This window comes from Embleya sp. NPDC020886 (genome assembly GCF_044333915.1).
Lineage (GTDB): Bacteria > Actinomycetota > Actinomycetes > Streptomycetales > Streptomycetaceae > Embleya.
In genome coordinates this window covers 124304-147288 of the sequence record NZ_JBIRRX010000008.1, presented here as the reverse complement: position 1 = coordinate 147288, position 22985 = coordinate 124304, and the positions used below count along the sequence as shown (strand labels likewise).

Below are 22985 nucleotides of genomic sequence, written 5' to 3'. Positions count from 1 at the left end.
GGCGGCGGACCGTAGCACAGGGCCCGATGTCGTCGCCGGAACCGACCGAGGCGGCGCCGGATCCCGCCGGCGCCGCCTGATCGATACGTACCGAGATATCCCTACCTCAGTCTTGTCGCCTCACGCCTTGTCGGCCGCGTTCTTCGCGCCGGCACTCGCCGTCGCCTTCGCGGCGGCCGACTTCGTGGTCTTGCCGTCGGCGGCCGTCTTCTTGGCCGCCGTCTTCTTCGCGGCGGTCTTCGTCGCCGTCGCCTTCTTCGCCGGGGCCTTCTTGGCCGCCGCCTTCTTGGTCGTCTTCTTCGCCGGGCCCTTGGCCCGCTTGTCCGCCAGCAGTTCGTAGCCGCGCTCGGGGGTGATCGTGTCCACCGAGTCGTCCGCCCGCAGCGTCGCGTTGGTCTCGCCGTCGGTCACGTACGGGCCGAACCGGCCGTCCTTGACCGTGACCGCCTTGCCGCTGACCGGGTCGGTGCCCAGTTCCTTCAGCGGCGGCTTGGCCGCGGCCCGACCGCGCGCCTTGGGCTGGGCGTAGATGGCCAGCGCCTCGTCCAGGGTCACCGTGAACAACTGGTCCTCGGTCTCCAGCGAGCGCGAGTCGGTGTCCATCTTGAGGTACGGGCCGTAGCGACCGTTCTGCGCGGTGATCTCGGTGCCCGTCTCCGGGTGCTTGCCCACCACACGCGGCAGCGTGAACAGCTTGAGCGCGTCCTCCAGGGTGACCGTGTCCAGCGCCATCGACTTGAACAGCGACGCCGTGCGCGGCTTGGGGCCGTTCTTCGCGGCGGCCTTCTTCGCGGTCTTCTTGGCCGGCTTGGCGCCGTCCGCCGGCGCGGCGGGCGCGGCCGGCGCGGCGGGCGCGGCGGGCGCCTCGGGCTCGGGCAGCACCTCGGTCACGTACGGGCCGTAGCGCCCGTCCTTGGCCACGATCATGTGGCCGCTGACCGGGTCGATGCCCAGCTCGTGGTCGCCGCTGGGCTTGTCGAGCAGTTCCTCGGCCTTGGCCACGGTCAGCTCGTCCGGCGGCAGGTCGTCCGGCACGTCCGCGCGCCGCTCGCCGCGCTCGACGTAGGGGCCGTACCGGCCCACCCGCAACACGATGCCCTCGCCGACCGGGAACGAGTTGACCTCGCGGGCGTCGATCGAGCTGAGGTCGGTGACCAGGGCCTTGAGGCCGCCGAGGTGGTCCTCGTCCGGCCGGCTCTCGTCGCCGAAGTAGAACCTGCGCAGCCACGGCACGGCCTCGGTCTCGCCGCGCGCGATCCGGTCGAGGTCGTCCTCCATCTTCGCGGTGAAGTCGTAGTCGACCAGCGTGGCGAAGTGGCCCTCCAGCAGGCCGACCACGGCGAAGGCGAGGAAGGAGGGCACCAGCGCGGTGCCCTTCTTGAAGGTGTAGCCGCGGTCCAGGATGGTGCCGACGATCGACGCGAACGTCGACGGGCGACCGATCTCCCGGTCCTCCAGCTCCTTGATCAGCGACGCCTCGGTGTAGCGGGCCGGCGGCTTGGTCGCGTGGCCCTCCGGGGTGAGCTCGTCGGCGCTGAGGGCGTCGCCCTCGGTGACCATCGGCAGCCGCCGCTCGCGGTCGTCCAGCTCCGCGTCCGGGTCGTCCGAGCCCTCCACGTAGGCCTTGAGGAAGCCGTGGAAGGTGATGATCTTGCCGCTCGCGGTGAACTCCGCGTCGCGCCCGGGCAGGTCCGCGCCCTGGGCGAGGCCGCCGATGCGCACGGTCACCGACTGGCCGACCGCGTCCTTCATCTGCGACGCGACGGTGCGCATCCAGATCAGCTCGTACAGCCGGAACTCGTCGCCGGACAGCCCGGTCTCGGCCGGCGTGCGGAAGCTCTCGCCCGAGGGTCGGATCGCCTCGTGCGCCTCCTGGGCGTTCTTGACCTTGCCCGCGTAGACACGTGGCGCGTCCGGCACGTACTCGGCGCCGTACAGCTCCCGCACCTGCGCCCGGGCGGCCGTGACGGCCGTCTCGGACAGCGTGGTGGAGTCGGTACGCATGTAGGTGATGAAGCCGTTCTCGTACAGCTTCTGGGCGATCTGCATGGTGCGCTTGGCGCCGTAGCCGAGCTTGCGCGAGGCCTCCTGCTGGAGGGTGGTCGTGCGGAAGGGGGCGTACGGGGAGCGGCGGTAGGGCTTGCGCTCGACGGCGCGCACGGTGAACGACGCGGATTCCAGCGCGGCGCTCAGCGCCCGGGCGCCGGCTTCCTCCAACTGGAGCACACCGGCGTTCTTGAGCTTGCCGTCCGGGCCGAAGTCGCGGCCGGAGGCGACCCGCTTGCCGTCCAGCGAGACCAGGCGCGCGTTCATCGTGCTCGGGTCGGTGGGGTCGCCCGCCCGGCCGGTGCCGAACACGCCCAGCAGGTCCCAGTACGAGGCGGAGGTGAACGCGCGGCGCTCCCGCTCGCGCTCGACCACCAGGCGGGTGGCCACCGACTGCACCCGGCCGGCCGACAGGCGCGGACCGACCTTCTTCCACAGGACCGGCGAGACCTCGTAGCCGTAGAGGCGGTCGAGAATGCGGCGGGTCTCCTGCGCGTCGACCAGTCGCTGGTTCAGCTCACGCGGGTTGTTCACCGCGGTGCGGATCGCGTCCTTGGTGATCTCGTGGAACACCATGCGGTGCACCGGCACCTTGGGCTTGAGCACTTCGAGGAGGTGCCACGCGATGGCCTCGCCCTCGCGGTCCTCGTCGGTCGCGAGGAAGAGTTCGTCGGCGTCCTTGAGGAGCTTCTTCAGCTTCGCGACCTGGGACTTCTTGTCCGCGTTGACCACGTAGATCGGCTCGAAGTCGGCGTCGACGTCGACACCGAGTCGGGCCCACGGCTTGCCTGCGTACTCCGCCGGTACCTCGGCGGCGCCGTTGGGCAGGTCGCGGATGTGTCCCACGCTCGCCTCGACCACGTAACCGGGGCCGAGATAGCCCTTGATCGTTTTCGCCTTGGCCGGGGACTCGACAATGACGAGTCTCAGGCCGTCGCGCGCGGTCTCGCTGCTCGGGGACACCTTCGCTTCTCTCTCCATCGTCGTCGGCAGCGGCCGTGCCCGGTTGGGCAAGGCCGTACTCCGGGGTTCGTATTCACATTGCGGTTGCCGGGTGGCGGAGCGTGACCGGAAGTCGGCCCCGTGTGTCAAACCGGTTCTGCTCGGCTTGCGTCACGGACTCGTCCCGAGGCCGCCGTCCGATCGGACCGCCCGCGGATCCGGCGATTCGCTCCGACGGCCGGGTCCCACGCCCCTCGAACGGTAACGCGCGCATCGCGGTTCCCGCCTCCCGACCCCATTGGTTCGCGGTCGAGCGGGAAGCCGCCGCCTCCATACAACACATTTTCTTGGCAACGGCAAGGAGCATTCCGTGGGGACAACACCTGCGACTGTACAGGCGTGCCGCCCCGGATCACGGTGCACCGGCCCAAGCCGCGCTCAGTCGGTACCGGCGGACCGCTCCTCGGCGGGCTCCCCGACCTCGGGGAACAGCAGGAATCCGTCGGCCACCAAACCGCGCAGTTCGCCCGGTACGGCATCGCGCAACCGGGCCGGGTCCTCGTCGAGCAGTTGGGCGATGGCGTCCACGATGACGCCGGCCGGAAGCTGCCCGTCGCTGGCGCCGGCCAGCGCCGCGCCGACGGTGTCCACCCGGTCCGCCCGGCACATGCCGCGGCGCTGGCGCAACACGACCGTCTCGGGATCCTCGGCACCCGGCGCGCCGGTCTGCTCCTGGACCACGTGGTCGGCGAGCCGGAAGGCGACGTCGAGCAGGCCGTCGTCGTCCGTCCCGGCCAACCGGTCCTGCCGACCGAACCAGGCGTGCACCTCCGCACCGAGCGGTTGTTCGATCGCGTGCGGCCAGTCCTCGATCCGCACGTTCGGCGTGTCGGAGCCGGACGCCCGCAGCGTGATCCAGCCGAATCCGATCCCCTCCACGCCGTCCCGCTCGAACGCCGCCAACCACGCGTCGTAGCGTTCGGCGTAGTCGGTGCCGTGATGGTCACCCGAATCGCGCAACCACAGCTCGGCGTACTGCGCCGGGTCCTGTACGTCGCGCTGGACCACCCACGCGTCGCAGCCGGTCGGCGCGAGCCAGGCCGCCAGCCGGTCCTGCCAGTCCTGGCCGCGCAGGTGCTGCCAGTTGGCCAGCAGTTGGCAGTAGCCGCCGTCGGCCAGGAACGTCGGCGCCTGCGCCACCAGCAGCCGACACACCTCGTCGCCGGGCAGCCCCGCGTCGCGGTAGGTGTACCGCTCGCCCACCGGAGTGATCACGAACGGCGGATTGGACACGATCAGGTCGAACCGCTCGCCCTCGACCGGCTCGAACAGGCTGCCCTCGGCCAGGCCGACATTGCCCACCCCGGACAGCGCCATGGTCAGCCGGGTCAGGTCGAGCGCCCGCTTGTTGACATCGGTGGCCAGCACCGAGTCGGCGTGTCGCGACGCGTGCAGCGCCTGCACACCGCACCCGGTGCCCAGGTCCAGCACCCGACCCACCGGCTCGCGCACGGTGATCCCGGCGAGCGTGGTGGACGCCCCGCCGATGCCCAGCACGTGGTCCGCCCGGACCGGGCCGTTGACCCCGCCGATGCCCGCGCCGAGGTCGGACACCACCCACCAGTCGGTGTCCGCCTCGCCGTAGGGCCGGATGTCCACGAGCGGCCGGACGTGGTCGCCGTCGCGGACCAGCAGCCCGCCCGCGAGCGCCTCGGCCAGCGGCAGGGCCCGCCGTACGTGTGCCTCGGGCGCCGACGTCTGCAGCAGGAACAGTCGGATCAGCACCGCGAGCGGGCTCGCCGCGTCCGCCCGCAGGGCACGCAGCGCCGGCACGGTCTCGCCGCGCGACAGCGCCGCGTACGCCTGTGGGCCGAGGGCGTCGAGGCAGCCGTCGACGGTGTAGCCGGCCGCGATCAGGGCCTCGCGCAGTCGGGCCACCTGGGAGGTGTCGTTCATGGTCACGCGCACCATCCTGCCTGGTGCGCGCCGACCCGGCGGTCAGCCGGCCGACGCCGTGCCGGTCGGCGACGCCGAGGAGGACTCCGCGCCGGCGCTCGGCGGCGGGCTGCTCGACCCGGTGGAGGCGGTCGAGGAGGCGGTCGAGGAGGCACTCGCCGAGGCGGACGTACGCGGCGTGGCGCCCGACGCGCCGGTGGTGGGCGTGGCGCCCGTCGCCGGCGCCGAGGGGACCGGCGCGGTCGGGACCGCGTCCGGCTTGCCCGCCGCACAGCCGGGCACCGCCGCGAGCGCCTTGCCCGCGTCGCCGCGGTGCAGCTTGTCCAGGGCGGTGTGCGAGGAGGCGCGCAGCCCGTCGATCTCCGGGTTCAGCGAGCGCAGCCCGTCGGCGAACACGTTCTGTTGCTCGGTGGCCAGGCCCGCCACCTTGGTCTGGATCCCGGCCCATCCCTTGGCCGTGTTGCGCAGTTCCGCGACCACCGACGTGTGCAGCGCGGCGCCGTCCGAGACCGCGGGTATGCCCGCCTTGTCGAGCGCGTCGGCGAGCGCGTTGTCCGCGTCGGCGAGCCGGGAGATGTCGGTGGCCAGCCGGGTGCGCAGGGTCGCGGGCTGCTCGTTGGGGATCACCGTGGCCACGTCGGCCAGCGCCGCCCGGGCCTCGTCGATCCGCGCCGTCACCTCCACCGCGCAGACCTTCGCGGCCCAGGCCCGCAGTTCGGCCTGCTTCTTCTTGTTCTCGTCGTTCTTGTCGTCGCCGCCGCCACACGCGGTCAAGGCCGATGCCAGGACCAGCGCGGAGACCACCAGGAACTTCCTCGACACGCTTTCCACCTTTGCTCGGAGCCGGACGCAGACTCGCACAGCGCAAAGGTGTTCGGCCAAACACGCTCCCCGGGCGTGGCACGGGCGCGGTACCGATTTCTCCGGTTCCGCGCCCGTACGTACCTCGGATCGAATCAGGCGGCCGCCTTGGTCACCTGTTCCTTGTGGTCGCCGTCGCCGTCGTCCTCGCCGACGACCACCGACTTGCGCTTGCTGTACCAGACCGCGCCCACGATCACCACGACCGAGAAGGCCGCCGCCAGGGCGCGCAGCGCACCGTTCTCGTCCGCGCCGATGCTGAGCTTGACCACGGCCGGCGCGATCAGCAGCGACACCAGGTTCATCACCTTGAGCAGCGGGTTGATCGCCGGTCCGGCGGTGTCCTTGAACGGGTCGCCGACCGTGTCGCCGATGATGGTCGCCTCGTGCGCGGCGGAGCCCTTGCCGCCGTAGCTGCCGTCCTCGACCATCTTCTTGGCGTTGTCCCAGGCGCCGCCGGAGTTGGCCAGGAACACCGCCATCAGCGTGCCGGTGCCGATCGCACCGGCGAGGAACGCCGCGAGCGGGCCGATGCCCAGGGTGAACCCGACCGCGATCGGGGCCATCACCGCGAGCAGTCCGGGAGTGGCCAGCTCACGCAGCGAGTCGCGGGTGCAGATGTCCACCACCCGGCCGTACTCGGGCAGTTCGGTGCCGTCCATGATCCCGGGACGGGTCCGGAACTGGTTGCGCACCTCGAACACCACCGCGCCCGCCGCCCGGGAGACCGCGTTGATCGCCAGGCCGCTGAACAGGAACACCACGGCCGCGCCCAGGATCAGCCCGACCAGGTTGTTCGGCTGGGTGACGTCGGTGGCGAACGCGAACGAGGTGAGCTTGGAGGCGTCCGCGAGCCCGCCGGCCTCGTCCACCGCCGTACGCACCGCGTCGCGATAGGACCCGTACAGCGCGGTCGCCGCGAGCACGGCGGTCGCGATGGCGATGCCCTTGGTGATGGCCTTGGTGGTGTTGCCCACCGCGTCCAGCTCGGTGAGCACCTGGGCGCCCTCGCCCTCGACGTCGCCGGACATCTCGGCGATGCCCTGCGCGTTGTCGGAGACCGGCCCGAAGGTGTCCATGGCCACGATCACACCGACCGTGGTCAACAGGCCGGTGCCCGCGAGCGCGACCGCGAACAGCGCGAGCATGATGATCCCCGCGCCGAGCAGGTACGCGCCCAGCACCGCCACCGAGATCAGCACCGCGGCGTAGACCGCGGACTCCAGGCCGAGTGCGATGCCGGACAGGATCACCGTGGCCGGGCCGGTCAGCGAGGTCTTGGTGACATCGCGCACCGGTCGCCGGCTGGTCTCGGTGAAGTAGCCGGTCAACTGTTGGATGACCGCCGCGAGCACGATGCCGATCAGCACCGCCAGCAACGCGAACACCCGCGGGTCGGCGTCGTGCTTGAGGATCTCCTGGTCGGCCAGCCCGTCCAGCTCCGAGAACTTGCTCGGCAGGTACAGGAACGCGGCGCCCGCGACCAGGACGAGCGAGATGACCGCCGAGACGAAGAAGCCCCGGTTGATCGCGGTCATGCCGCTGCGGTCGCCCGCTCGGGGGGCGACCGTGTAGATGCCCACGATCGCGGTCAGCACGCCGATCGCGGGCACGATCAGCGGGAAGACTAGGCCCGCGTCACCGAAGGCGGCCTTGCCCAGGATCAGCGCGGCGACCAGGGTGACCGCGTACGACTCGAACAGGTCCGCGGCCATGCCCGCGCAGTCGCCCACGTTGTCGCCGACGTTGTCGGCGATCGTCGCGGCGTTGCGCGGGTCGTCCTCGGGGATGCCCTGTTCGACCTTGCCGACCAGGTCGGCGCCGACGTCGGCGGCCTTGGTGAAGATCCCGCCGCCCACGCGCATGAACATCGCGAGCAGCGCGGCGCCGAAGCCGAAGCCCTCGAGCACCTTGGGAGCGTCCTCGCGGTAGAGGATCACCACGAGCGCGGCGCCGAACAGGCCCAGGCCGACGGTGAACATGCCCGCGACGCCGCCGGTGCGGAAGGCGATCCGCATCGCCGCGTCCCGGCCGGCGTTGCCGGATCGGGCGGCGGCCGCGACGCGCACGTTGCTGCGCACCGCGAGCCACATGCCCACGTATCCGGTGACGGCCGAGAAGACCGCGCCCACCAGGAAGAAGATCGAGCGGCCGATCCGCTCGTTCCAGTCGTCCGCGGGCAACAACATGAGCAGGAAGAAGACGCCCACCGCGAACACCGCGAGGGTGCGGAACTGACGGGCGAGGTAGGCCGCCGCGCCCTCTTGGATCGCACCGGCGATCCGGCGCATGGAATCGGTGCCCTCGTCGGCGGCGAGCACTTGACGCACGAGTCCGGCGGCGACGCCCAGGGCACCGAGGGCGATCACCGCGACGATGACTACATAGGTGAGGTTGCCGCCGGAGACGGAGACGTCCGCGGCGGTGGTGAGTTCGGAGGGGTGGATCCCGGACATTCGTCCTCCTTGGCTAGGAGCACTTTCAGATCGGGACTTCTCAATGCGAAAGGAGTGTATGCAAATGATCAAGATCAGACCATGGGAATCGCCATGATCAGATCAAATTACCGATGAAATCCGGGCGTGATTCCCAAAATCAGCGCATCGACCCGGAATCAGGTTTTACGACCCGGAAAATGGGATACACGGGAACGCCGAAATCGCCCCCGGGCATCCCGGGGGCGATGAGGGTCGTACGGGTGGGGCCGGTCAGCCCACGGTCTCGGCGGACTTCGCGCCGGAGGGCCACGACATGCGGATCACGCCGCCCTCGGCGCCGGCCCGCACGTCGAGATCGTCGACCAGGCCCAGGATCACGGCGAGGCCCATCTCGTTCTCGATCAGGTCCAGGCCGGAGCCGTTCGCGGACAGGTCGGGCACCAGCCCGGCGCCCTCCGCGAGGCCCTCCTCGGTCAGCGTCGGCTGCGGCACGCCGTCGTTGACCTCGATACTGAAGCGGCCGTTGCCGTCGTCCAGGGTGACCGTGACCGGGCGGTCGTCGTCCACCCGGTCCTGGTGCATCCCGACGGCGCGGGAACACGCCTCGCCGACGGCGAGGCGCACCTCGTCGAGCACCGTCTCAGCAACCCCCGCTCGCCGCGCCACGGCGGCGGCGACGAGCCGCGCCGTGCGGACGTGTTCGGGCAGCGCGCTGAAGCGCAGCTCGACGATGGCCATGGTTCCCCCAGCCGTGCGAGCACCCGCCCGGGCCGGCGCGGGTGCGGTGTGCGTCCGGTCAGGACGTACGTCGGTCAGTCGGACGAGGCGATGGCCACGGCCACCGACGGATGAATCGGAAAGACCTTGGTCAGGCCGGTGATGCGGAAGATCTTCAGGATGCGCTCCTGAGTGCACACCAACTGCAGCGACCCTTCGTGGGCACGCACCCGCTTCAGGCCACCCACCAGCACGCCGAGCCCGGTCGAGTCCAGGAAGTCGACGGCTTCCATGTCGACGATCAGGTGGAACTGGCCTTCGTTGACGAGTTCCACCAGTTGCTCGCGCAGCTTGGGTGCGGTGTATACATCGATCTCGCCGCCCACCTCGACGATCGTACGACCGCCCTCGGTTCGGGTCGACAGGGACAAGTCCACGGATCCTCCAGCACCTTGCTCTTGAGCGGTCGCCCCCCATGGATCGGCAGCCGCCAAGGCATTCAACCACTTATGGGCACTAGGGGACGATGAATCCCGCGACATTGGATGTAACACTGGTGCCCGATGCAGCCCAGAACACGCCCCCCGGAAGGTCTTCTCGGCCGCCTTATGGCGGGTCGGGATCGACCCGATCGAGTGACGCACGTCCGGCGCATACCCGCTCGCGAAGGTGTTACCGCGGCCTGGCCCGATTGGGTTCGGCCGGAAGTCGGCGACGCGTTTCGCACCGCGGGTATCGAACTGCCGTGGGAGCATCAGGCCCGCGCCGCCTCTGTTGCGGCACGGGGCCGCTCGGTCGTGATCGCCACCGGCACCGCCTCGGGCAAGTCCCTCGCCTATCTGTTGCCGGTCCTCACGACCCTGGTCGAGGGCGCGTCCGCGCCCAGCGGGCGCGGTGCGACCGCACTCTACCTCTCTCCGACGAAAGCGCTGGCCTCGGATCAGGCGCGCGCCGTCGAGGAGTTGCGGTCGGCGAGCCCCGCGCTCGGGTGTGTCCGGGTCGCCACCTACGACGGCGACACCCCCGTCGAGGTCCGGCAGTGGGTCCGCTCGCACGCGTCCTACGTCCTGACGAATCCGGACATGTTGCACCGCGCGTTGCTGCCCGGACACCGTTCGTGGGCGGCGTTCCTGCGCTCGCTGCGCTACGTGGTGATCGACGAATGCCACACCTATCGCGGCGTTTTCGGCTCGCATGTGGCCCAGTTGATCCGCCGGCTGCGCCGGGTGTGTCGCCGGTACGGATCCGATCCGGTGTTCGTGCTGGCGTCGGCCACCGTGTCCGATCCGGCGCTTGCCGCCGAACGGCTGATCGGCACGCCCGTGGTCGAGGTGACCGAGGACGGCTCGCCGCACGGCGAACTGGTGTTCGCCCTGTGGGAGCCGCCACTGACCGGCCATGCGGGTGAACACGGAGCGCCCGTCCGGCGTACCGCGACCTCGGAAACCGCCGATCTGCTCACCGATCTGGTCCTCGACGGCGTACGCACGGTCGCCTTCGTGCGCTCGCGACGCGGCGCCGAGGTGGTGCGGGTGATCGCGCGCGATCACCTGGCCCGGGTGGACGAGTCGTTGGCCGATCGGGTGGCCACCTATCGCGCGGGCTATCTGCCGCAGGAGCGGCGGGCGATCGAGCGCGCGCTGCACGACGGCAGCCTGCTCGGGGTGGCCGCGACCACCGCGCTCGAACTCGGGGTGGACATCTCCGGCCTGGACGCGGTGCTGATCGCGGGCTATCCCGGCACCCGGGCGTCGTTGTGGCAGCAGGCCGGCCGCGCGGGGCGGGCCGGGCAGGAGGCGCTGGCCGTGCTGATCGCGCGGGACGATCCGCTGGACACCTTCCTGGTGCACCACCCCGAGGCCCTGTTCGACCGCCCGGTCGAGGCGACCGTGCTGGATCCGGACAACCCGTACGTACTGGCCCCGCACCTGTGCGCGGCCGCGGCCGAGTTCGCGCTCACCGAGGAGGACCTGGAACTGTTCGGGCCGGTGGCCGCCGAACTGCTGCCGGGTCTGGAACGGCGCGGGTTGCTGCGTCGGCGGTCCACCGGCTGGTACTGGACCAGCCGGGAGCGGGCCACCGACCTGACCGACATCCGCGGCGCGGGCGGGCCGGCGGTGCGGGTCGTCGAACAGGACACCGGGCGCCTGCTGGGCACGGTCGACGCGCCCGCGGCGCACTCCGCGGTCCATCCCGGCGCGGTGCACCTGCATCAGGGCGACACCTTCCTGGTCCGCGAACTCGACCTCGGCGAGGGCGTGGCGCTGGTGCGCGCGGCGGCCCCGGACTGGACCACCAGTGCGCGTGAGGTCACCGAGATCCGGGTCCTGGAGACGGTGCGCACCCAGGAGTGGGGCGCGGCCCGGCTGCACTTCGGCTCGGTCGAGGTCACCAGCCGGGTGGTCTCCTTCCAGCGCAAACGGATCGTCACCGGCGAGGTGCTGGGCGAGCACAAACTCGACCTGCCCGAGCGCAGCCTGCGCACCCGCGCGGTGTGGTGGACGGTGACGCCCGACCAGGTCGCGGCGGCGGGCATCGAGCCGACCGACCTGCCGGGCGCGGCACACGCGGCCGAACACGCCTCGATCGGCCTGCTGCCCCTGTTCGCGACGTGCGACCGCTGGGACATCGGCGGGGTGTCCACGTCGCTGCACCCCGACACCGGCCTGCCGACCGTGTTCGTCTACGACGGCCACCCCGGCGGCGCGGGCTTCGCCGAGCGCGCCTACATCACCGCCACCGCCTGGCTGACCGCGACCCGCGACGCGATCGCCTCCTGCGAATGCGAACACGGCTGTCCGAGTTGCGTGCAATCACCCAAATGCGGAAACGGCAACCACCCGCTGGACAAGCGGGCGGCGGTCGCGCTGTTGGGCGTGTTGTTGGGGGCGGGTGGGAGTGGCGTGGGTGAGGCCGGCGCGGGTGGAAGCGGCGCGGCTGGGGCGGGAGCGGCGGGTAGCGGTTGAGACGACGGATGAGGGGTTGGTTGGGGTGTGGTGAGTGGGCGGAGACACGCCGGTCGGGAGCCTGGGGGTGGTGGGGCCGGCGTGGGCCGTTGCGTGGGCGGGGCCGGCCGGGGTGTTGGTGGTGACCTCTACGGTGGCGAAGGCGTTGGTGAGGTAGCAGTGGGTCGGGTCGGTGTGTTGGGCTCGGGCCACTCGGCGGGCCAGGGCGCAGGCCTCCTCGGGGTTGGCGCCGGCGGCGGCGCGGGCTGCCGCCGCGAGGGCTGCCAGGTCGGCTGCGGCGGCGGCGCGGTGTCGGGCTGCGACCGCCCCGGCGAAGGCGAACACGAATGCCGCCACGCACAGCGGCACCAGCGCGAATGCGACCACCCACAAGGTCGCCGAGCCCTCCTGGGCGGAGCTGCGCGGGTTCACGGGGCCACCTCGTCCTCCAGGGCCGCCACCGCGACATGTTCCACGTGGAACCGCACTCCGGCCCAGGCCGCTCCCGGCACGCCGACCTCGCCGGTGATCCGGAAGCGGACCAGGCCGTCCGCGCGGGACACTTCCGTCCGCGCTCCGACCGGACCTGCGGCCCGGGCCCGCTCTTGGGCGACCGTCTCCGGCTCGCCCCGGGCCAACGCCCGTGCCCCCGCCTGTGCCGCGTCCACACAGCGAATCTGCGCGGCGGCGGCAGCGATGCCGGACACCGACACCGCGGTCAACAGGACCAGCACCGGCAGCACGACCGCGGTCTCCGCGGTCACGAAGCCGTTCGCCGCTCGCGCCCGACGCGCGGCGCCGCGGCGAGGCTCAGAACGAGACATCGAGCGCCTTGGTGATCACGCGGGTGAGCGCCGCCGCCACCCCCGGGCTGGTCACGATCTTGAACAGCACCGCCCCGAAGGCCACCGCGGCGACCGTGCCCACCGCGTACTCCGCCGTGGTCATTCCGGTCTCGTCGCGCAGCCGCAGCCACATCCGACGTGCGGCCGGAGCAAGAATCGGCAGCAGAATCTGCATGGAATCCCCCTTTTTGTATGTGTATATGAATGAATCAGAAGGGCTGCAACAGGGTCGTCGTCAGCCCGATCACGATCGGAACCACTCCGATCAGCAGGAAGGCCGGCAGGAAGCACAACCCGAGCGGGACCGTGGCCCGGACCCCCACCCGGCGTGCGGCCGCACCCGCGGCGCGTCGATGCTCGGCCCGCTGCTCGTCGGCCATCCGGGCCACCAGGGCCGCCGCGGGCGCACCGCCGGTCGCGGCTCGGGCCAGGGCCCGGCCCAGGGGCGCAAGCACCGGATCGTCGGTCAGCGTCAACCAGCACCGCCCCGGATCGCCACCCAACCGCAGCGAGGCCACGATCGGCCGCAGCCGGCTCGCCAGCGGCCCACCGACCGCGTGCGCGACCGCCTCGGCGGCCTCCACCGGCGAGCTGCCCGCCACCAGGCACGCCGCGAACAGGTCGGCGGCAGAGGGCAGATCGGCCCGCAACCGCTCCCGGAGCACCCGACCGGAACGCGGTTCCAACCGACCCAGCCGCCGATCGAGCAGCACCGCCGCGGCGACCCCCGCACCGCCCCCGACCCACCCGCCGAACAACACGAACACCGCCGCCCCGCCCAGCAGCGCCGCCGCCCGCCGCCGCCACACCGGATCGGGCCCCCGCCCCGGCACCCGCCGGTCCCGCGCGCCTCCACCCCGTACCGCGGCCCCCGCACCGCCCGCCGCCGCGACGACCGCCACGAACACCGCGACGCCGCTCACGCCCCCACCCACCGGCCGACCCCCGATCCGCGCCCGGCCCTCATGCCGCCGGCGCCGCGTGAGCCGCCAGGCGGTCCGTCCATTCCAGACCGACGGCCACCAGGACCAGGCCGGCGCACAGGCAGCCGATCCCGGTCGGTGTGCGGAGCAGTACATCCAGGGGCCGGGCGCCGAGACCACTGCCCAGGAACAGGCCGAAGACCGGCAGCGCGGCCAGCACGTGCGCCGTGGAGCGGGCCCCGGCGAGTTCGGCGACCAGTTCCTCGTGCGCGTCCTGCTCCGCCCGCAACGTGCCCGCGATGCGTTCCAGCGCCGGCGCGAACCCGGCGCCCCGGCCGGTCGCGATCCGCCAACACGCGGCGAGCCGCCGAAGTCCGGCCGCCCCGGGCCGGGCCGCCGCCCGATCCAGCGCGGCGGGCACATCGCCACCGACCCGGGCCGACCCGATCGCCTCGCCCACCACCGCCAGGACCGGCCCGTCCACCGCGTGCGCGGCCGCCCTCAGCGCCTCCTCCGGCGACCGCCCCGCCCGCAACTCCCCCGCCAGCACCGCGCACAACCCGGCAACCGCGCCCCGCACCGCGGCGGCCTCCCGATCGGCCGCCGCCCGCGCCCGCCGACGACGCAACACCCACGCCCCCGGCAACGCCACCAGCGCGGGCACCGGCGACCCCAGCAGCAGCGCCGCGCCGCTCCCCGCCGCGAGCACCGCGACCGGCACCCGATACCGCCGCACCCCCGCCCCGAGCCCCGACCGCCCCATCCGCTCGGCATCGAGCGCCCCCAACACCCCCCGCAACCGACCCGGCCCCACCCGAACCATCGACAACCACACCAACCCGGCGACCGCCCCCGCCGCAACCACCGCCGCCGTCATCGACTCCCCCACCCGACAAGCCCCACACCCCGTTCGAACACGCCCGGCCCCTCACCCGCGCCACCACCCCGCCAGCAGCGCGGCCAACCGCCCATGCCCAGGTCCGGGACGAGCCGCGCCCCCGCGCTCGAAGCGCATCGCGGACACCGGGTGCACCCAACCCGCCGGGTCCCGTTCGAGCACGTGGATCTCGGCCACCCGACGCAGGCCGTCGCGCTCACGCACCACATGCACGACCAGATCGAGCGCGGCGGCCAGTTGGCTGTGCAGGGCGTCCCGGCCGAGGCCGGCCAGCGCCCCAAGTGCCTCCAGCCGGGCCGGCACATCCGCCGCCGAGTTCGCGTGCACCGTGCCGCACCCGCCCTCGTGGCCGGTGTTGAGCGCGGCGAGCAACTCGACCACCTCGGCGCCGCGCACCTCGCCGACCACGAGTCGATCCGGCCGCATCCGCAGTGCCTGACGCACCAGATCCCGCAGCGTCACCTCGCCCGCGCCCTCGACGTTGGCCGGCCGCGACTCGAGCCGCACCACATGTGGGTGACGCGGCGTCAGCTCGGCCGAGTCCTCGGCCAACAAGAGCCGTTCGGCGGGATGAGCGCAGCCGAGGAGCGCTCCGAGCAGCGTGGTCTTGCCCGATCCGGTGCCCCCGGAGACCAGGAACGCGGCGCGCGCCGAGACGACCGCACACAGCAGTTCGGCCGCAACCGGCGACAACGAACCGACCCGGACCAGATCGGCCAGCCCCAACGAGGTGCGCCGAGGCACGCGCAACGACAGGCACGTGCCGCGCACCGCGACCGGACGCAGCACCGCGTGCAGCCGGATCCCGTCGGCGAGCGTGGCGTCCACATACGGCGAGGCGTCGTCCAGCCGCCGCCCGGCACCGCTCGCCAACCGCTGGGCGAGCCGCCGCACCGCCGCGTCGTCCGCGAACGTCACCGCCGTGCGCTGCGGCCCCGCGCCCCGGTCGATCCACACCTCGTCGGGCGCGTTGACCAGCACGTCGGTGACCTCGGGATCACGCAGCAGCGCGTCCAGCGGCCCGGCCCCGGCGATCTCCGAGCGCAACGCCCGAACCAGGTCCGGCAACGCCGCCTCGCCGAGCACCCGCCCCTCGGCCCGCAGCGCCGCCGCCACCGCACCGGGCGTCGGCTCGTGTCCGCCCGCGGCCAACCGCGACCGCACCGCCTCGACCAGCCCCGGATCCGGCGGCGCCGGCACCGACGTGGCGGGGCCGGCCACCGGCACCGGTCGCAATTGCGGCGCCGAGAAGACCCCGGTGCCGCCCTCCGCCGGCGTCGGCACCGGCCACGGCGGCGGCTGCGGCACCCCCGTCGGCCGCACCTGCCGCCCGCCCCGCGGCGGCGACCCACCCGGCAGCGGCGTCGGCGGCGGAAACGGCGGCATCGGCGGCACCTCGCGCGCACTCACGCGGCCTCCCGACGCACCACGCCGGCCGGATTGCCCGCCAGATACTCCCGACAGAACCGGGCCAACGGCCCGCGTGAGCGCAGCCCCGGCGGATCACCCCGCTCGGCGGCGGCCGACAATCCCGCCTCCGGTCGCAACTCGCCCGCGAGCGGCAGGCCGAGACCGCGCGCGGCCGCCTCCGAGGTCAGCCCCGAGGAACTCGGCTGCCGCACCACCGCCCGCAGGTCACGCACCATCGGACCGATCCGCGCCGACACCTGCGCCGCCGCGGCCAGCGCCCGCACCTCGGCCGGCACCACCAACAACCCGGTATCGCACTGCCGCAGTGCCTCCGCCCCCGCCGAGTCGGTGTGCCGCGGCACGTCGAGCACCGCGACGTCGTGCCGTCTGCGCACCGCCCGCACCACCGAGCGGATCGTCTCCGGCGGAATCCCCGGCGGTCGCTCGCGATCCCACGAGAGCACGGTCAGCCCGTGCAGGTGCACCAGCGCGTCGGACAGCGCACCGCCGTCGATCCGGCCCCGCGCGCTCGCCAGGTCCGGCCAACGCAGGCCGCTCTCGTCCTCACCGCCCAGCAGCACGTCCAGTCCCCCACCCAGTGGATCCACGTCCACCAGCGCGGTGTTCAACCCCCGGCGCCCCGCGGTCACCGCGAGCGCGCAGGCCAACGTGCTCGCCCCGCTGCCGCCGCAACCGCCGAGCACCGCGATCGTGTGCGCGTCCGGCCCGGTGCCCTCCGCGACATCGCCCAGTCGATCGACGATCCACGCCTCCGCGTCCGGCAGGAACACCACGTGGTCCGCCCCGACGTCCAGGGCCCGTCGCCACACGTCGCCGTCGTCCAGGTCGGCGCCGATCAGCACCACGTCCTCCCGGCGGGGCAGTCCGCAGCGGGCCAGACCCGGTGTCACGTCGTCGCCGACGATCACCAGCGGCGCCGCCGGCCACGCGGTCCGCGCCGCGCCCGCGTCCGGCTGCACCTCGGGCTCGATCCCGGCCGCGGCGCACAACCGCAGAAGTTCGTCGAGCAGGGTCGGATCACCGGTCACCAGGAGCGGGCGGGCCGGCCGCGGTGGGGAGAGCGCTGCCACGGAACCTCCAGGGGTCGGGGAGGTCCGTCCGAACCGGCCCTCCCGAGAACTGACCCCACCGTCGCCGCCGGCGCGCGCTCGGCCGAGCGGGTGGTTCGTGCCTGTGTACAAGCCCGTGCTTGTGGACGACGGATTCACTCGTGCGAGGGACGGCCGGACCGTCCCGGACGGACCCATCGCGTCGACGCGCCCGTGACACGCCGAAAATCGCCCGGGAATCCACCGGAAACACCGGAGAAGGGCAGGTCCGAAAAGGTCACCGACCACACACGGACGGCCGACCCGGAATCGAGGATTCGATCCGAACCGGCCCGGACACTACGGTGACAAATCCCGCCCGCACGCGATGGGTCGGACAAAAAACCGGCCCACACAGGGGTACGGACGCAAAAAAGCCCCCGGACAAGCGACGACCCCCGCCGGGGGGGAGAGCGGGGGTCGTCTCCACGGCCGACTCGGGGGGGGGAGGAGTCGGACCGGGTTAGCACGGTCGCGAACGATCCGTGACTTCCAGGATGTACCCGAGGGGGTTCTCTAGCAAACCCACGACGTGGAGTTTACGCCGAATGGCTGCCCTTATCCTCGTGAACTGTGGAAACCCAGGCTCCGAAGCGGACAGCAGCCTTCTTCGACCTCGACAAGACCATCATCGCCAGGTCCAGTGCGCTGGCGTTCAGCAGATCCTTCTACCACGGCGGTCTCATCAATCGCCGCTCCGTCCTCAAGAGTGCATACGCGCAGTTCGTCTTCCTCGTCGGCGGCGCGGATCACGACCAGATGGAGCGCATGCGTGAATATCTCTCCGCGCTGTGCCGCGGCTGGGACGTCCAGCAGGTGCGCGAGATCGTCGCGGAAACCCTGCACGACATGATCGACCCGATCATCTACGACGAGGCCGCCTCCCTGATCGAGGAACACCACGCCGCCGGTCGCGACGTGGTCATCGTCAGTTCCTCCGGCGCCGAGGTGGTCGAGCCGATCGGCGACATGCTGGGCGCGGACCGGGTGGTGGCCACCCGGATGGTGGTCGAGGACGGCCGCTACTCCGGCGACATCGACTTCTACGCGTATGGGCCCAACAAGGCCGCGGCGGTCAAGGAGTTGGCCCGAACCGAGGGCTACGACCTCGCCTCCTGCTACGCGTACAGCGACTCGATCACCGACCTGCCGATGCTCCTGGAGGTGGGCCACCCGTACGCGGTCAACCCCGATCGCGGCCTGCGCCGCGAGGCGACCGGGCGAGGCTGGCCGGTGCTGGTGTTCAGCCGGCCGGTCGCGCTGCGCCAGCGGGTGCCGTCGCTGTCGGTGCCCTCGCGCCCCGTGCTCGCGGCGACCGCGATCGGCGCGGGTGCCACCGCGGCCGGCTTCGTCTGGTACCTCGCCAAGAAGCGCCGCTGACCCCGAACACCCACGGGAGGCGCATCGCCCGCCGGGCCGGGCGACACGCCGGCGGGTCGACCACACGGCGGATCGGGAGCAAATCCGACAAAGGCCAAAAGTAAAGATCTTGGGCCAGGGGTTCCCCTCCTCCCGGCAACCCACTAGAAAAGGGACCAACGGCCCGTACGGCCCCGCTTCGGCGGTCGGCTCGCGCGGACCGAACACGACCGCCGGGAACCCACGTGCGACCGACCCTCGTAGGGGCCGAACGCGTCGGACGACCTGCATGTTCTTCCCCCCGTGGATGCGCATGCCGGGGCCGATCGTCATAACTGGTACACGCTTGGTACCCCGGTGGGAGTGCGCAAACGGCGGCGTCCACAAGGGCGCCGCCGTCTCGTTTCCCGGGCCCCGCCGAGCCGGTCGTGCCGTCCCGCCCACAGGACGGATCAGATCCCGCGCATCACCGCTTCGCAGACCGCGACGCTCTCCCGCGCGCCCAGCGTCATCGCCTCGGCGCAGTGCCCGATCCAGGTCGCCACACCCGCCGCGGTGCCGCTCTCGTACGCGCGCAGCGCCGCCGCGTAGGCGTCCACGCCCAGGTCCAGGTGGCCGACCTCGGGCACGGCCGCGCCCTTGGGGTCCAAGCCGCGGGTGATCAGTACGATCCGCTGCGCTGCCCGGGCGACCAGGCCGTTGCCCCAGCCGAACGGGGCGAGCGTGAGGATCTCCGCGTGGGTGACCGCGGCGACCACGATCGCGGGGGCCGAGGACGGCGCGAGCAGCAGTCGGGACAACCCGTCCAGGCGGGCGGCCACCTCCTCCGCCGACGGCAGCGGCCCGGGCAGTTCGCCGTCGCGGCGCGGCCGGCCGAGCGCCTCGGCGGGCACCGCGTCGGCGGCGGCGACCACATGCAGCCGGGCCAGCACCTGGAGCGGGCTGTGCCCCCAGGTGCCCAGCAGCGAGCCGATCTCGGCGGACAACCGCAGCGCACCCGCGATCACCGCGCCGTCCCGGCCCGAGGCCGAGAAGTCGGTGCGGCGGCGGATCTCCTCCAGCGACCAGTCGACCCCTTCGAGGGCGGCGCTCGCCCGCGCGCCGCGCAGTGCGGACTCGGCGCTGATGTCCATGCTGCGACGGCGCATCGTGCGGTGGCCGAGCAGCCGGTCGACGGCCTTGCGAGTGTCCTCGACGGACTCCGGCACGCCGGGCAGGGCGGCGAGGGCGGCGAGGGGATCGGTTGCGGTGCTCACCCGGGCGACCCTACGCCGCGCCGGAAACCGTCCGCGACACCGGTCCGCGCGAGGCCCACCCGTCGGCCCACCCGCCGGCGCGTGCTCACCGAACGACTTGACGCGGACACGGTAAGCGACGGATGATCCTATTCGAAAACGATTGTCAAACCCGAATCGCCGGACCCGCGTCGTCGGCCCCGGACGTTCGGACCGTCATCGAAGGGCCCATCCGTGAAGATCGCCTTCGTCGGCAAGGGCGGCAGCGGCAAGACCACGCTGTCGTCCCTGTTCATCCGACATCTCGCGACCACCGGCCGGCCGGTGGTCGCCGTGGACGCGGACATCAACCAGCATCTGGGCGTGGCCCTCGGCCTGGACGAACGCGCCGCCGCGGCACTGCCCGCGATGGGCGCCGAGTTGCCCGCGATCAAGGAGTGGCTGCGCGGCGACAACCCGCGGATCGGCTCGGTCGCCGAGATGGTCAAGACCACGCCGCCCGGCCGGGGTTCGCGGCTGATCCGACTCGCCGACGACAACCCGATCCACGCTGCGTGCGCGCGCGAGGTGCCCGGACTGCCCGGTCTGCGGCTGATGGCCACCGGTCCGTTCGAGGAGTCCGACCTGGGGGTGGCCTGCTACCACTCGAAGGTCGGCGCGGTGGAGCTCTACCTCAACCATCTCGTCGACGGCGCCGGCGAATACCTGGTGGTGGACATGACCGCCGGGTCCGACTCGTTCGCCTCCGGGCTGTTCACCCGCTTCGACCTCACCTTCCTGGTCGCCGAGCCGACCCGCCGGGGCGTCGGCGTCTACCGGCAATACCGCGACTACGCGCGCGACTGGGGCGTGTCGCTCGCGGTCGTCGGCAACAAGGTCCAGGGCCCCGAGGACGTCGAGTTCCTGCGCGAGCACGTCGGCGCGGACCTGCTGACCTGGACCGTGCAGTCCGACTTCGTCCGCGCCCTGGAGAAGGGCCGCGCGCCCGGCTTCGAGACGCTGGAGCCGGCCAACCGCGCCGCGTTGCACACGTTGGCGCGTGCCTGTGACGCCCGCTTCGAGCACCGCGACTGGGAGCGATACACCGCGCAGATGGTCGAGTTCCACCTGCGGAACGCACAAAGCTGGGCCAACGCCAAGACCGGCGTCGATCTCGCCGAGCAGGTCGACTCGGCGTTCGTACTCGGCCCGCAGGCGATCTCCGCCGGGGTCTGAACGCGGCGGGGCGGCCCGCCCCCGAAGGGACGGGCCGCCCCGGGCCCGCAGATCCCGCTCAGTCCTCGGCCGCCGCCGACGACTGCTGCGCGGAGATCTGGTCCATCACCGACGAGTCGGTCAGCGTGGTGACGTCGCCCAGCGTGCGGCCCTCGGCCATGTCCCGCAGCAGGCGGCGCATGATCTTGCCGGAGCGCGTCTTGGGCAGTTCGGTGACCACCTGGATGCGCTTGGGCTTGGCGATCGGGCCGAGCACCCGGCCGACGTGCTCGCGCAGTTCGGCGACGAGTTCGTCGGAGGAGTCCCCGGCCGAGCCGCGCAGGATCACGAACGCCACGATCGCCTGGCCCGTGGTCGCGTCGGTGGCGCCCACCACGGCCGACTCGGCGACCTTGGCGTGCGAGACCAGCGCCGACTCGACCTCGGTGGTGGAGATGTTGTGGCCGGAGACGAGCATCACGTCGTCCACCCGGCCGAGCAGCCAGATGTCGCCGTCCTCGTCCTTCTTGGCACCGTCGCCGGCGAAATACAGCCCGTCGAAGCGGGACCAGTAGGTGTCCCGGAACCGCTGGTCGTCGCCCCAGATGGTGCGCAACATCGACGGCCACGGCTGGTCGAGCACCAGGTAGCCGCCACCGCCGTCGGGCACCTCGGTCGCGGTGTCGTCGACCACCTTGGCCGAGATGCCCGGCAGCGCGCGCTGCGCGGAACCCGGCTTGGTCGAGGTGACGCCCGGCAGCGGGCTGATCATGATCGCGCCGGTCTCGGTCTGCCACCACGTGTCGACGATCGGGGTCTTCCCGGCGCCGATGTGCTCGCGGTACCAGATCCACGCCTCGGGGTTGATCGGCTCGCCGACGCTGCCCAGGACGCGCAGCGAGGACAGGTCGAACTTCGCGGGGATGTCGTCGCCCCACTTCATGCAGGTGCGGATCGCGGTGGGCGCGGTGTACAGGATGGTGACCCCGTACTTCGCCACGATCTCCCACCAGCGGCCCTGGTGCGGCGAGTCCGGCGTGCCCTCGTACATGACCTGGGTGGCGCCGTTGGAGAGCGGGCCGTAGGTGATGTACGAGTGCCCGGTGACCCAGCCGATGTCGGCCGTGCACCAGTAGACGTCGGTCTCGGGCTTGAGGTCGAACACCGCGTGGTGCGTGTAGCTCGCCTGGGTCAGGTAACCGCCGGAGGTGTGCAGGATGCCCTTCGGCTTCCCCGTGGTGCCCGACGTGTACAGGATGAACAGCGGGTGCTCGGCGTCGAACGCCTGCGGCTCGTGCTCCTCGGACTGCGCGTCGACCAGGTCGTGCCACCAGATGTCGCGGCCCTCGGTCCACGCGACGTCGCCGCCGGTGCGACGCACCACGAGCACGTTGCGCACGTCCGGGCAGGAGTCCAACGCCTCGTCGATGGCGGGCTTGAGCGCGGAGGGCTTGCCGCGCCGGTAGCCGCCGTCGGCGGTGATCACGATCCGCGCGTCGTTGTCGTTGACACGTGAGGACACCGCGTCCGCCGAGAAGCCGCCGAAGACGACCGAGTGCGGGGCGCCGATGCGCGCGCAGGCGAGCATCGAGATCACCGCCTCGGGGATCATCGGCAGGTAGATCGCCACCCGGTCGCCCGCCTCGACGCCCAGCGAGGTGAGCGCGTTGGCCGCCTTGGACACCTCGCGCTTGAGGTCGGCGTAGGTCAGCGTGCGGGTGTCGCCCGGCTCGCCCTCGAAGTGGATCGCCACCCGGTCGCCGTGGCCCGCCTCGACGTGCCGGTCGACACAGTTGTAGGCCACGTTGAGCTTGCCGTCGGCGAACCACTTCGCGAACGGGGGCGTCGACCAGTCCAGCGTCTCCTGCGGCTCCACCGCCCAGTCCAGCCGCCGGGCCTGTTCGGCCCAGAAGCCGAGCCGGTCGGCCGACGCCCGCTCGTACGCCTCGGCCTTGACGTTGGCGGCCTCCGCGAGCGCCGGCGGGGGCGCGAAGCGTCGCTCCTCGCGCAGCAGGTTCGACAGTGCCTCTTGGGCCTTGTCCCCGGTGTTCCGGTCTGCGTTGCTCACGCGTACTCCTCCGTGCTGCTGCGGTCGGTTCCTTCCGCC

Annotated in this window: 17 protein-coding genes and 1 pseudogene; 3 read left to right on the top strand and 15 right to left on the bottom strand. The window is 72.3% G+C overall.

Annotation, left to right across the window (positions count from 1 at the left end; all coding sequences use genetic code 11):
- Positions 1 to 120: 120 nt before the first annotated feature.
- The 6 genes from topA to ACH4U8_RS26820 all read right to left on the bottom strand — a co-directional run bounded on the left by topA (position 121) and on the right by ACH4U8_RS26820 (position 9397).
- Positions 121 to 3009, bottom strand: coding sequence for a type I DNA topoisomerase (topA, locus tag ACH4U8_RS26845; RefSeq protein WP_395780740.1), 2889 nt, complete (start codon positions 3007 to 3009; stop codon positions 121 to 123).
- Positions 3010 to 3426: 417 nt separating this feature from the next.
- Positions 3427 to 4959: a class I SAM-dependent methyltransferase gene (locus ACH4U8_RS26840; protein WP_360324135.1), complete on the bottom strand. Its 1533-nt coding sequence runs from the start codon at positions 4957 to 4959 to the stop codon at positions 3427 to 3429.
- A gap of 27 nt (positions 4960 to 4986) precedes the next feature.
- Positions 4987 to 5766: a hypothetical protein gene (locus ACH4U8_RS26835; RefSeq protein WP_395780738.1), complete on the bottom strand. Its 780-nt coding sequence runs from the start codon at positions 5764 to 5766 to the stop codon at positions 4987 to 4989.
- Between the two features lie 134 nt (positions 5767 to 5900).
- Positions 5901 to 8261: a sodium-translocating pyrophosphatase gene (locus ACH4U8_RS26830; RefSeq protein ID WP_360324131.1), complete on the bottom strand. Its 2361-nt coding sequence runs from the start codon at positions 8259 to 8261 to the stop codon at positions 5901 to 5903.
- Between the two features lie 252 nt (positions 8262 to 8513).
- On the bottom strand, positions 8514 to 8981 hold the full coding sequence (locus ACH4U8_RS26825; protein ID WP_360324129.1) for an ATP-binding protein: 468 nt from the start codon (positions 8979 to 8981) through the stop codon (positions 8514 to 8516).
- 74 nt (positions 8982 to 9055) lie between these two features.
- The gene (locus ACH4U8_RS26820; RefSeq protein WP_020549531.1) at positions 9056 to 9397 is read right to left on the bottom strand and encodes an STAS domain-containing protein; all 342 of its coding nucleotides are present in this window, start codon (positions 9395 to 9397) and stop codon (positions 9056 to 9058) included.
- A gap of 126 nt (positions 9398 to 9523) precedes the next feature.
- On the opposite strand from ACH4U8_RS26820, the gene ACH4U8_RS26815 reads away from it, so the two are divergent.
- Positions 9524 to 11926 carry a DEAD/DEAH box helicase gene (locus ACH4U8_RS26815; RefSeq protein ID WP_395780736.1) on the top strand — a complete coding sequence of 801 codons (2403 nt, stop codon included), beginning with the start codon at positions 9524 to 9526 and terminating at the stop codon, positions 11924 to 11926.
- Positions 11927 to 12058: 132 nt separating this feature from the next.
- On the opposite strand, the pseudogene ACH4U8_RS26810 reads toward ACH4U8_RS26815, so the two are convergent.
- The 7 genes and pseudogenes from ACH4U8_RS26810 to ssd all read right to left on the bottom strand — a co-directional run.
- Positions 12059 to 12337: pseudogene (locus ACH4U8_RS26810) on the bottom strand (Rv3654c family TadE-like protein); the annotation flags it as partial.
- Positions 12334 to 12669, bottom strand: coding sequence for a TadE family type IV pilus minor pilin (locus tag ACH4U8_RS26805; RefSeq protein ID WP_360324971.1), 336 nt, complete (start codon positions 12667 to 12669; stop codon positions 12334 to 12336). The pseudogene ACH4U8_RS26810 and the gene ACH4U8_RS26805, both read right to left, overlap by 4 nt.
- Before the next feature lie 46 nt (positions 12670 to 12715).
- Complete coding sequence (locus ACH4U8_RS26800) at positions 12716 to 12925, bottom strand: DUF4244 domain-containing protein (RefSeq protein ID WP_395780734.1); 210 nt, start codon at positions 12923 to 12925, stop codon at positions 12716 to 12718.
- A gap of 34 nt (positions 12926 to 12959) precedes the next feature.
- On the bottom strand, positions 12960 to 13673 hold the full coding sequence (locus ACH4U8_RS26795) for a type II secretion system F family protein (RefSeq protein WP_379992102.1): 714 nt from the start codon (positions 13671 to 13673) through the stop codon (positions 12960 to 12962).
- A gap of 40 nt (positions 13674 to 13713) precedes the next feature.
- Positions 13714 to 14550: a type II secretion system F family protein gene (locus ACH4U8_RS26790; protein WP_395780732.1), complete on the bottom strand. Its 837-nt coding sequence runs from the start codon at positions 14548 to 14550 to the stop codon at positions 13714 to 13716.
- 51 nt (positions 14551 to 14601) lie between these two features.
- Entirely contained in the window at positions 14602 to 15981 is a 1380-nt protein-coding gene (locus ACH4U8_RS26785) for a TadA family conjugal transfer-associated ATPase (RefSeq protein ID WP_395780730.1), read from the bottom strand.
- Positions 15978 to 17072, bottom strand: a complete 1095-nt coding sequence (gene ssd / locus ACH4U8_RS26780; RefSeq protein ID WP_395780729.1) for a septum site-determining protein Ssd — start codon at positions 17070 to 17072, stop codon at positions 15978 to 15980. The genes ACH4U8_RS26785 and ssd overlap by 4 nt, the downstream gene beginning before the upstream one ends.
- 591 nt (positions 17073 to 17663) lie before the next feature.
- Between ssd and ACH4U8_RS26775 the strand changes: the two genes are divergently transcribed.
- A complete protein-coding gene (locus ACH4U8_RS26775) occupies positions 17664 to 18470 on the top strand; it encodes an HAD-IB family hydrolase (protein ID WP_360316048.1) in 807 nt (268 codons plus the stop codon).
- A 431-nt stretch (positions 18471 to 18901) separates the two neighbouring features.
- On the opposite strand, the gene ACH4U8_RS26770 is transcribed toward ACH4U8_RS26775, so the two are convergent.
- Complete coding sequence (locus tag ACH4U8_RS26770) at positions 18902 to 19705, bottom strand: oxidoreductase (RefSeq protein ID WP_360316046.1); 804 nt, start codon at positions 19703 to 19705, stop codon at positions 18902 to 18904.
- 213 nt (positions 19706 to 19918) lie between these two features.
- On the opposite strand from ACH4U8_RS26770, the gene ACH4U8_RS26765 reads away from it, so the two are divergent.
- Positions 19919 to 20899, top strand: coding sequence for an ATP-binding protein (locus tag ACH4U8_RS26765; protein WP_395780727.1), 981 nt, complete (start codon positions 19919 to 19921; stop codon positions 20897 to 20899).
- 58 nt (positions 20900 to 20957) lie between these two features.
- Here ACH4U8_RS26765 and acs read toward each other — a convergent pair whose 3' ends face one another.
- Positions 20958 to 22946, bottom strand: coding sequence for an acetate--CoA ligase (gene acs / locus ACH4U8_RS26760; RefSeq protein WP_395780726.1), 1989 nt, complete (start codon positions 22944 to 22946; stop codon positions 20958 to 20960).
- Positions 22947 to 22985: the final 39 nt, after the last annotated feature.

Excerpts from the sequence above, each read along its gene's own strand:
- ACH4U8_RS26825 (WP_360324129.1), bottom strand. The coding sequence starts at position 8,981 with ATGGCCATCGTCGAGCTGCGCTTCAGCGCGCTGCCCGAACACGTCCGC.
- ACH4U8_RS26800 (WP_395780734.1), bottom strand. The coding sequence starts at position 12,925 with ATGCAGATTCTGCTGCCGATTCTTGCTCCGGCCGCACGTCGGATGTGG.
- ACH4U8_RS26815 (WP_395780736.1), top strand. The coding sequence starts at position 9,524 with ATGCAGCCCAGAACACGCCCCCCGGAAGGTCTTCTCGGCCGCCTTATG.
- ACH4U8_RS26790 (WP_395780732.1), bottom strand. The coding sequence starts at position 14,550 with ATGACGGCGGCGGTGGTTGCGGCGGGGGCGGTCGCCGGGTTGGTGTGG.
- ACH4U8_RS26840 (WP_360324135.1), bottom strand. The coding sequence starts at position 4,959 with ATGGTGCGCGTGACCATGAACGACACCTCCCAGGTGGCCCGACTGCGC.
- ACH4U8_RS26830 (WP_360324131.1), bottom strand. The coding sequence starts at position 8,261 with ATGTCCGGGATCCACCCCTCCGAACTCACCACCGCCGCGGACGTCTCC.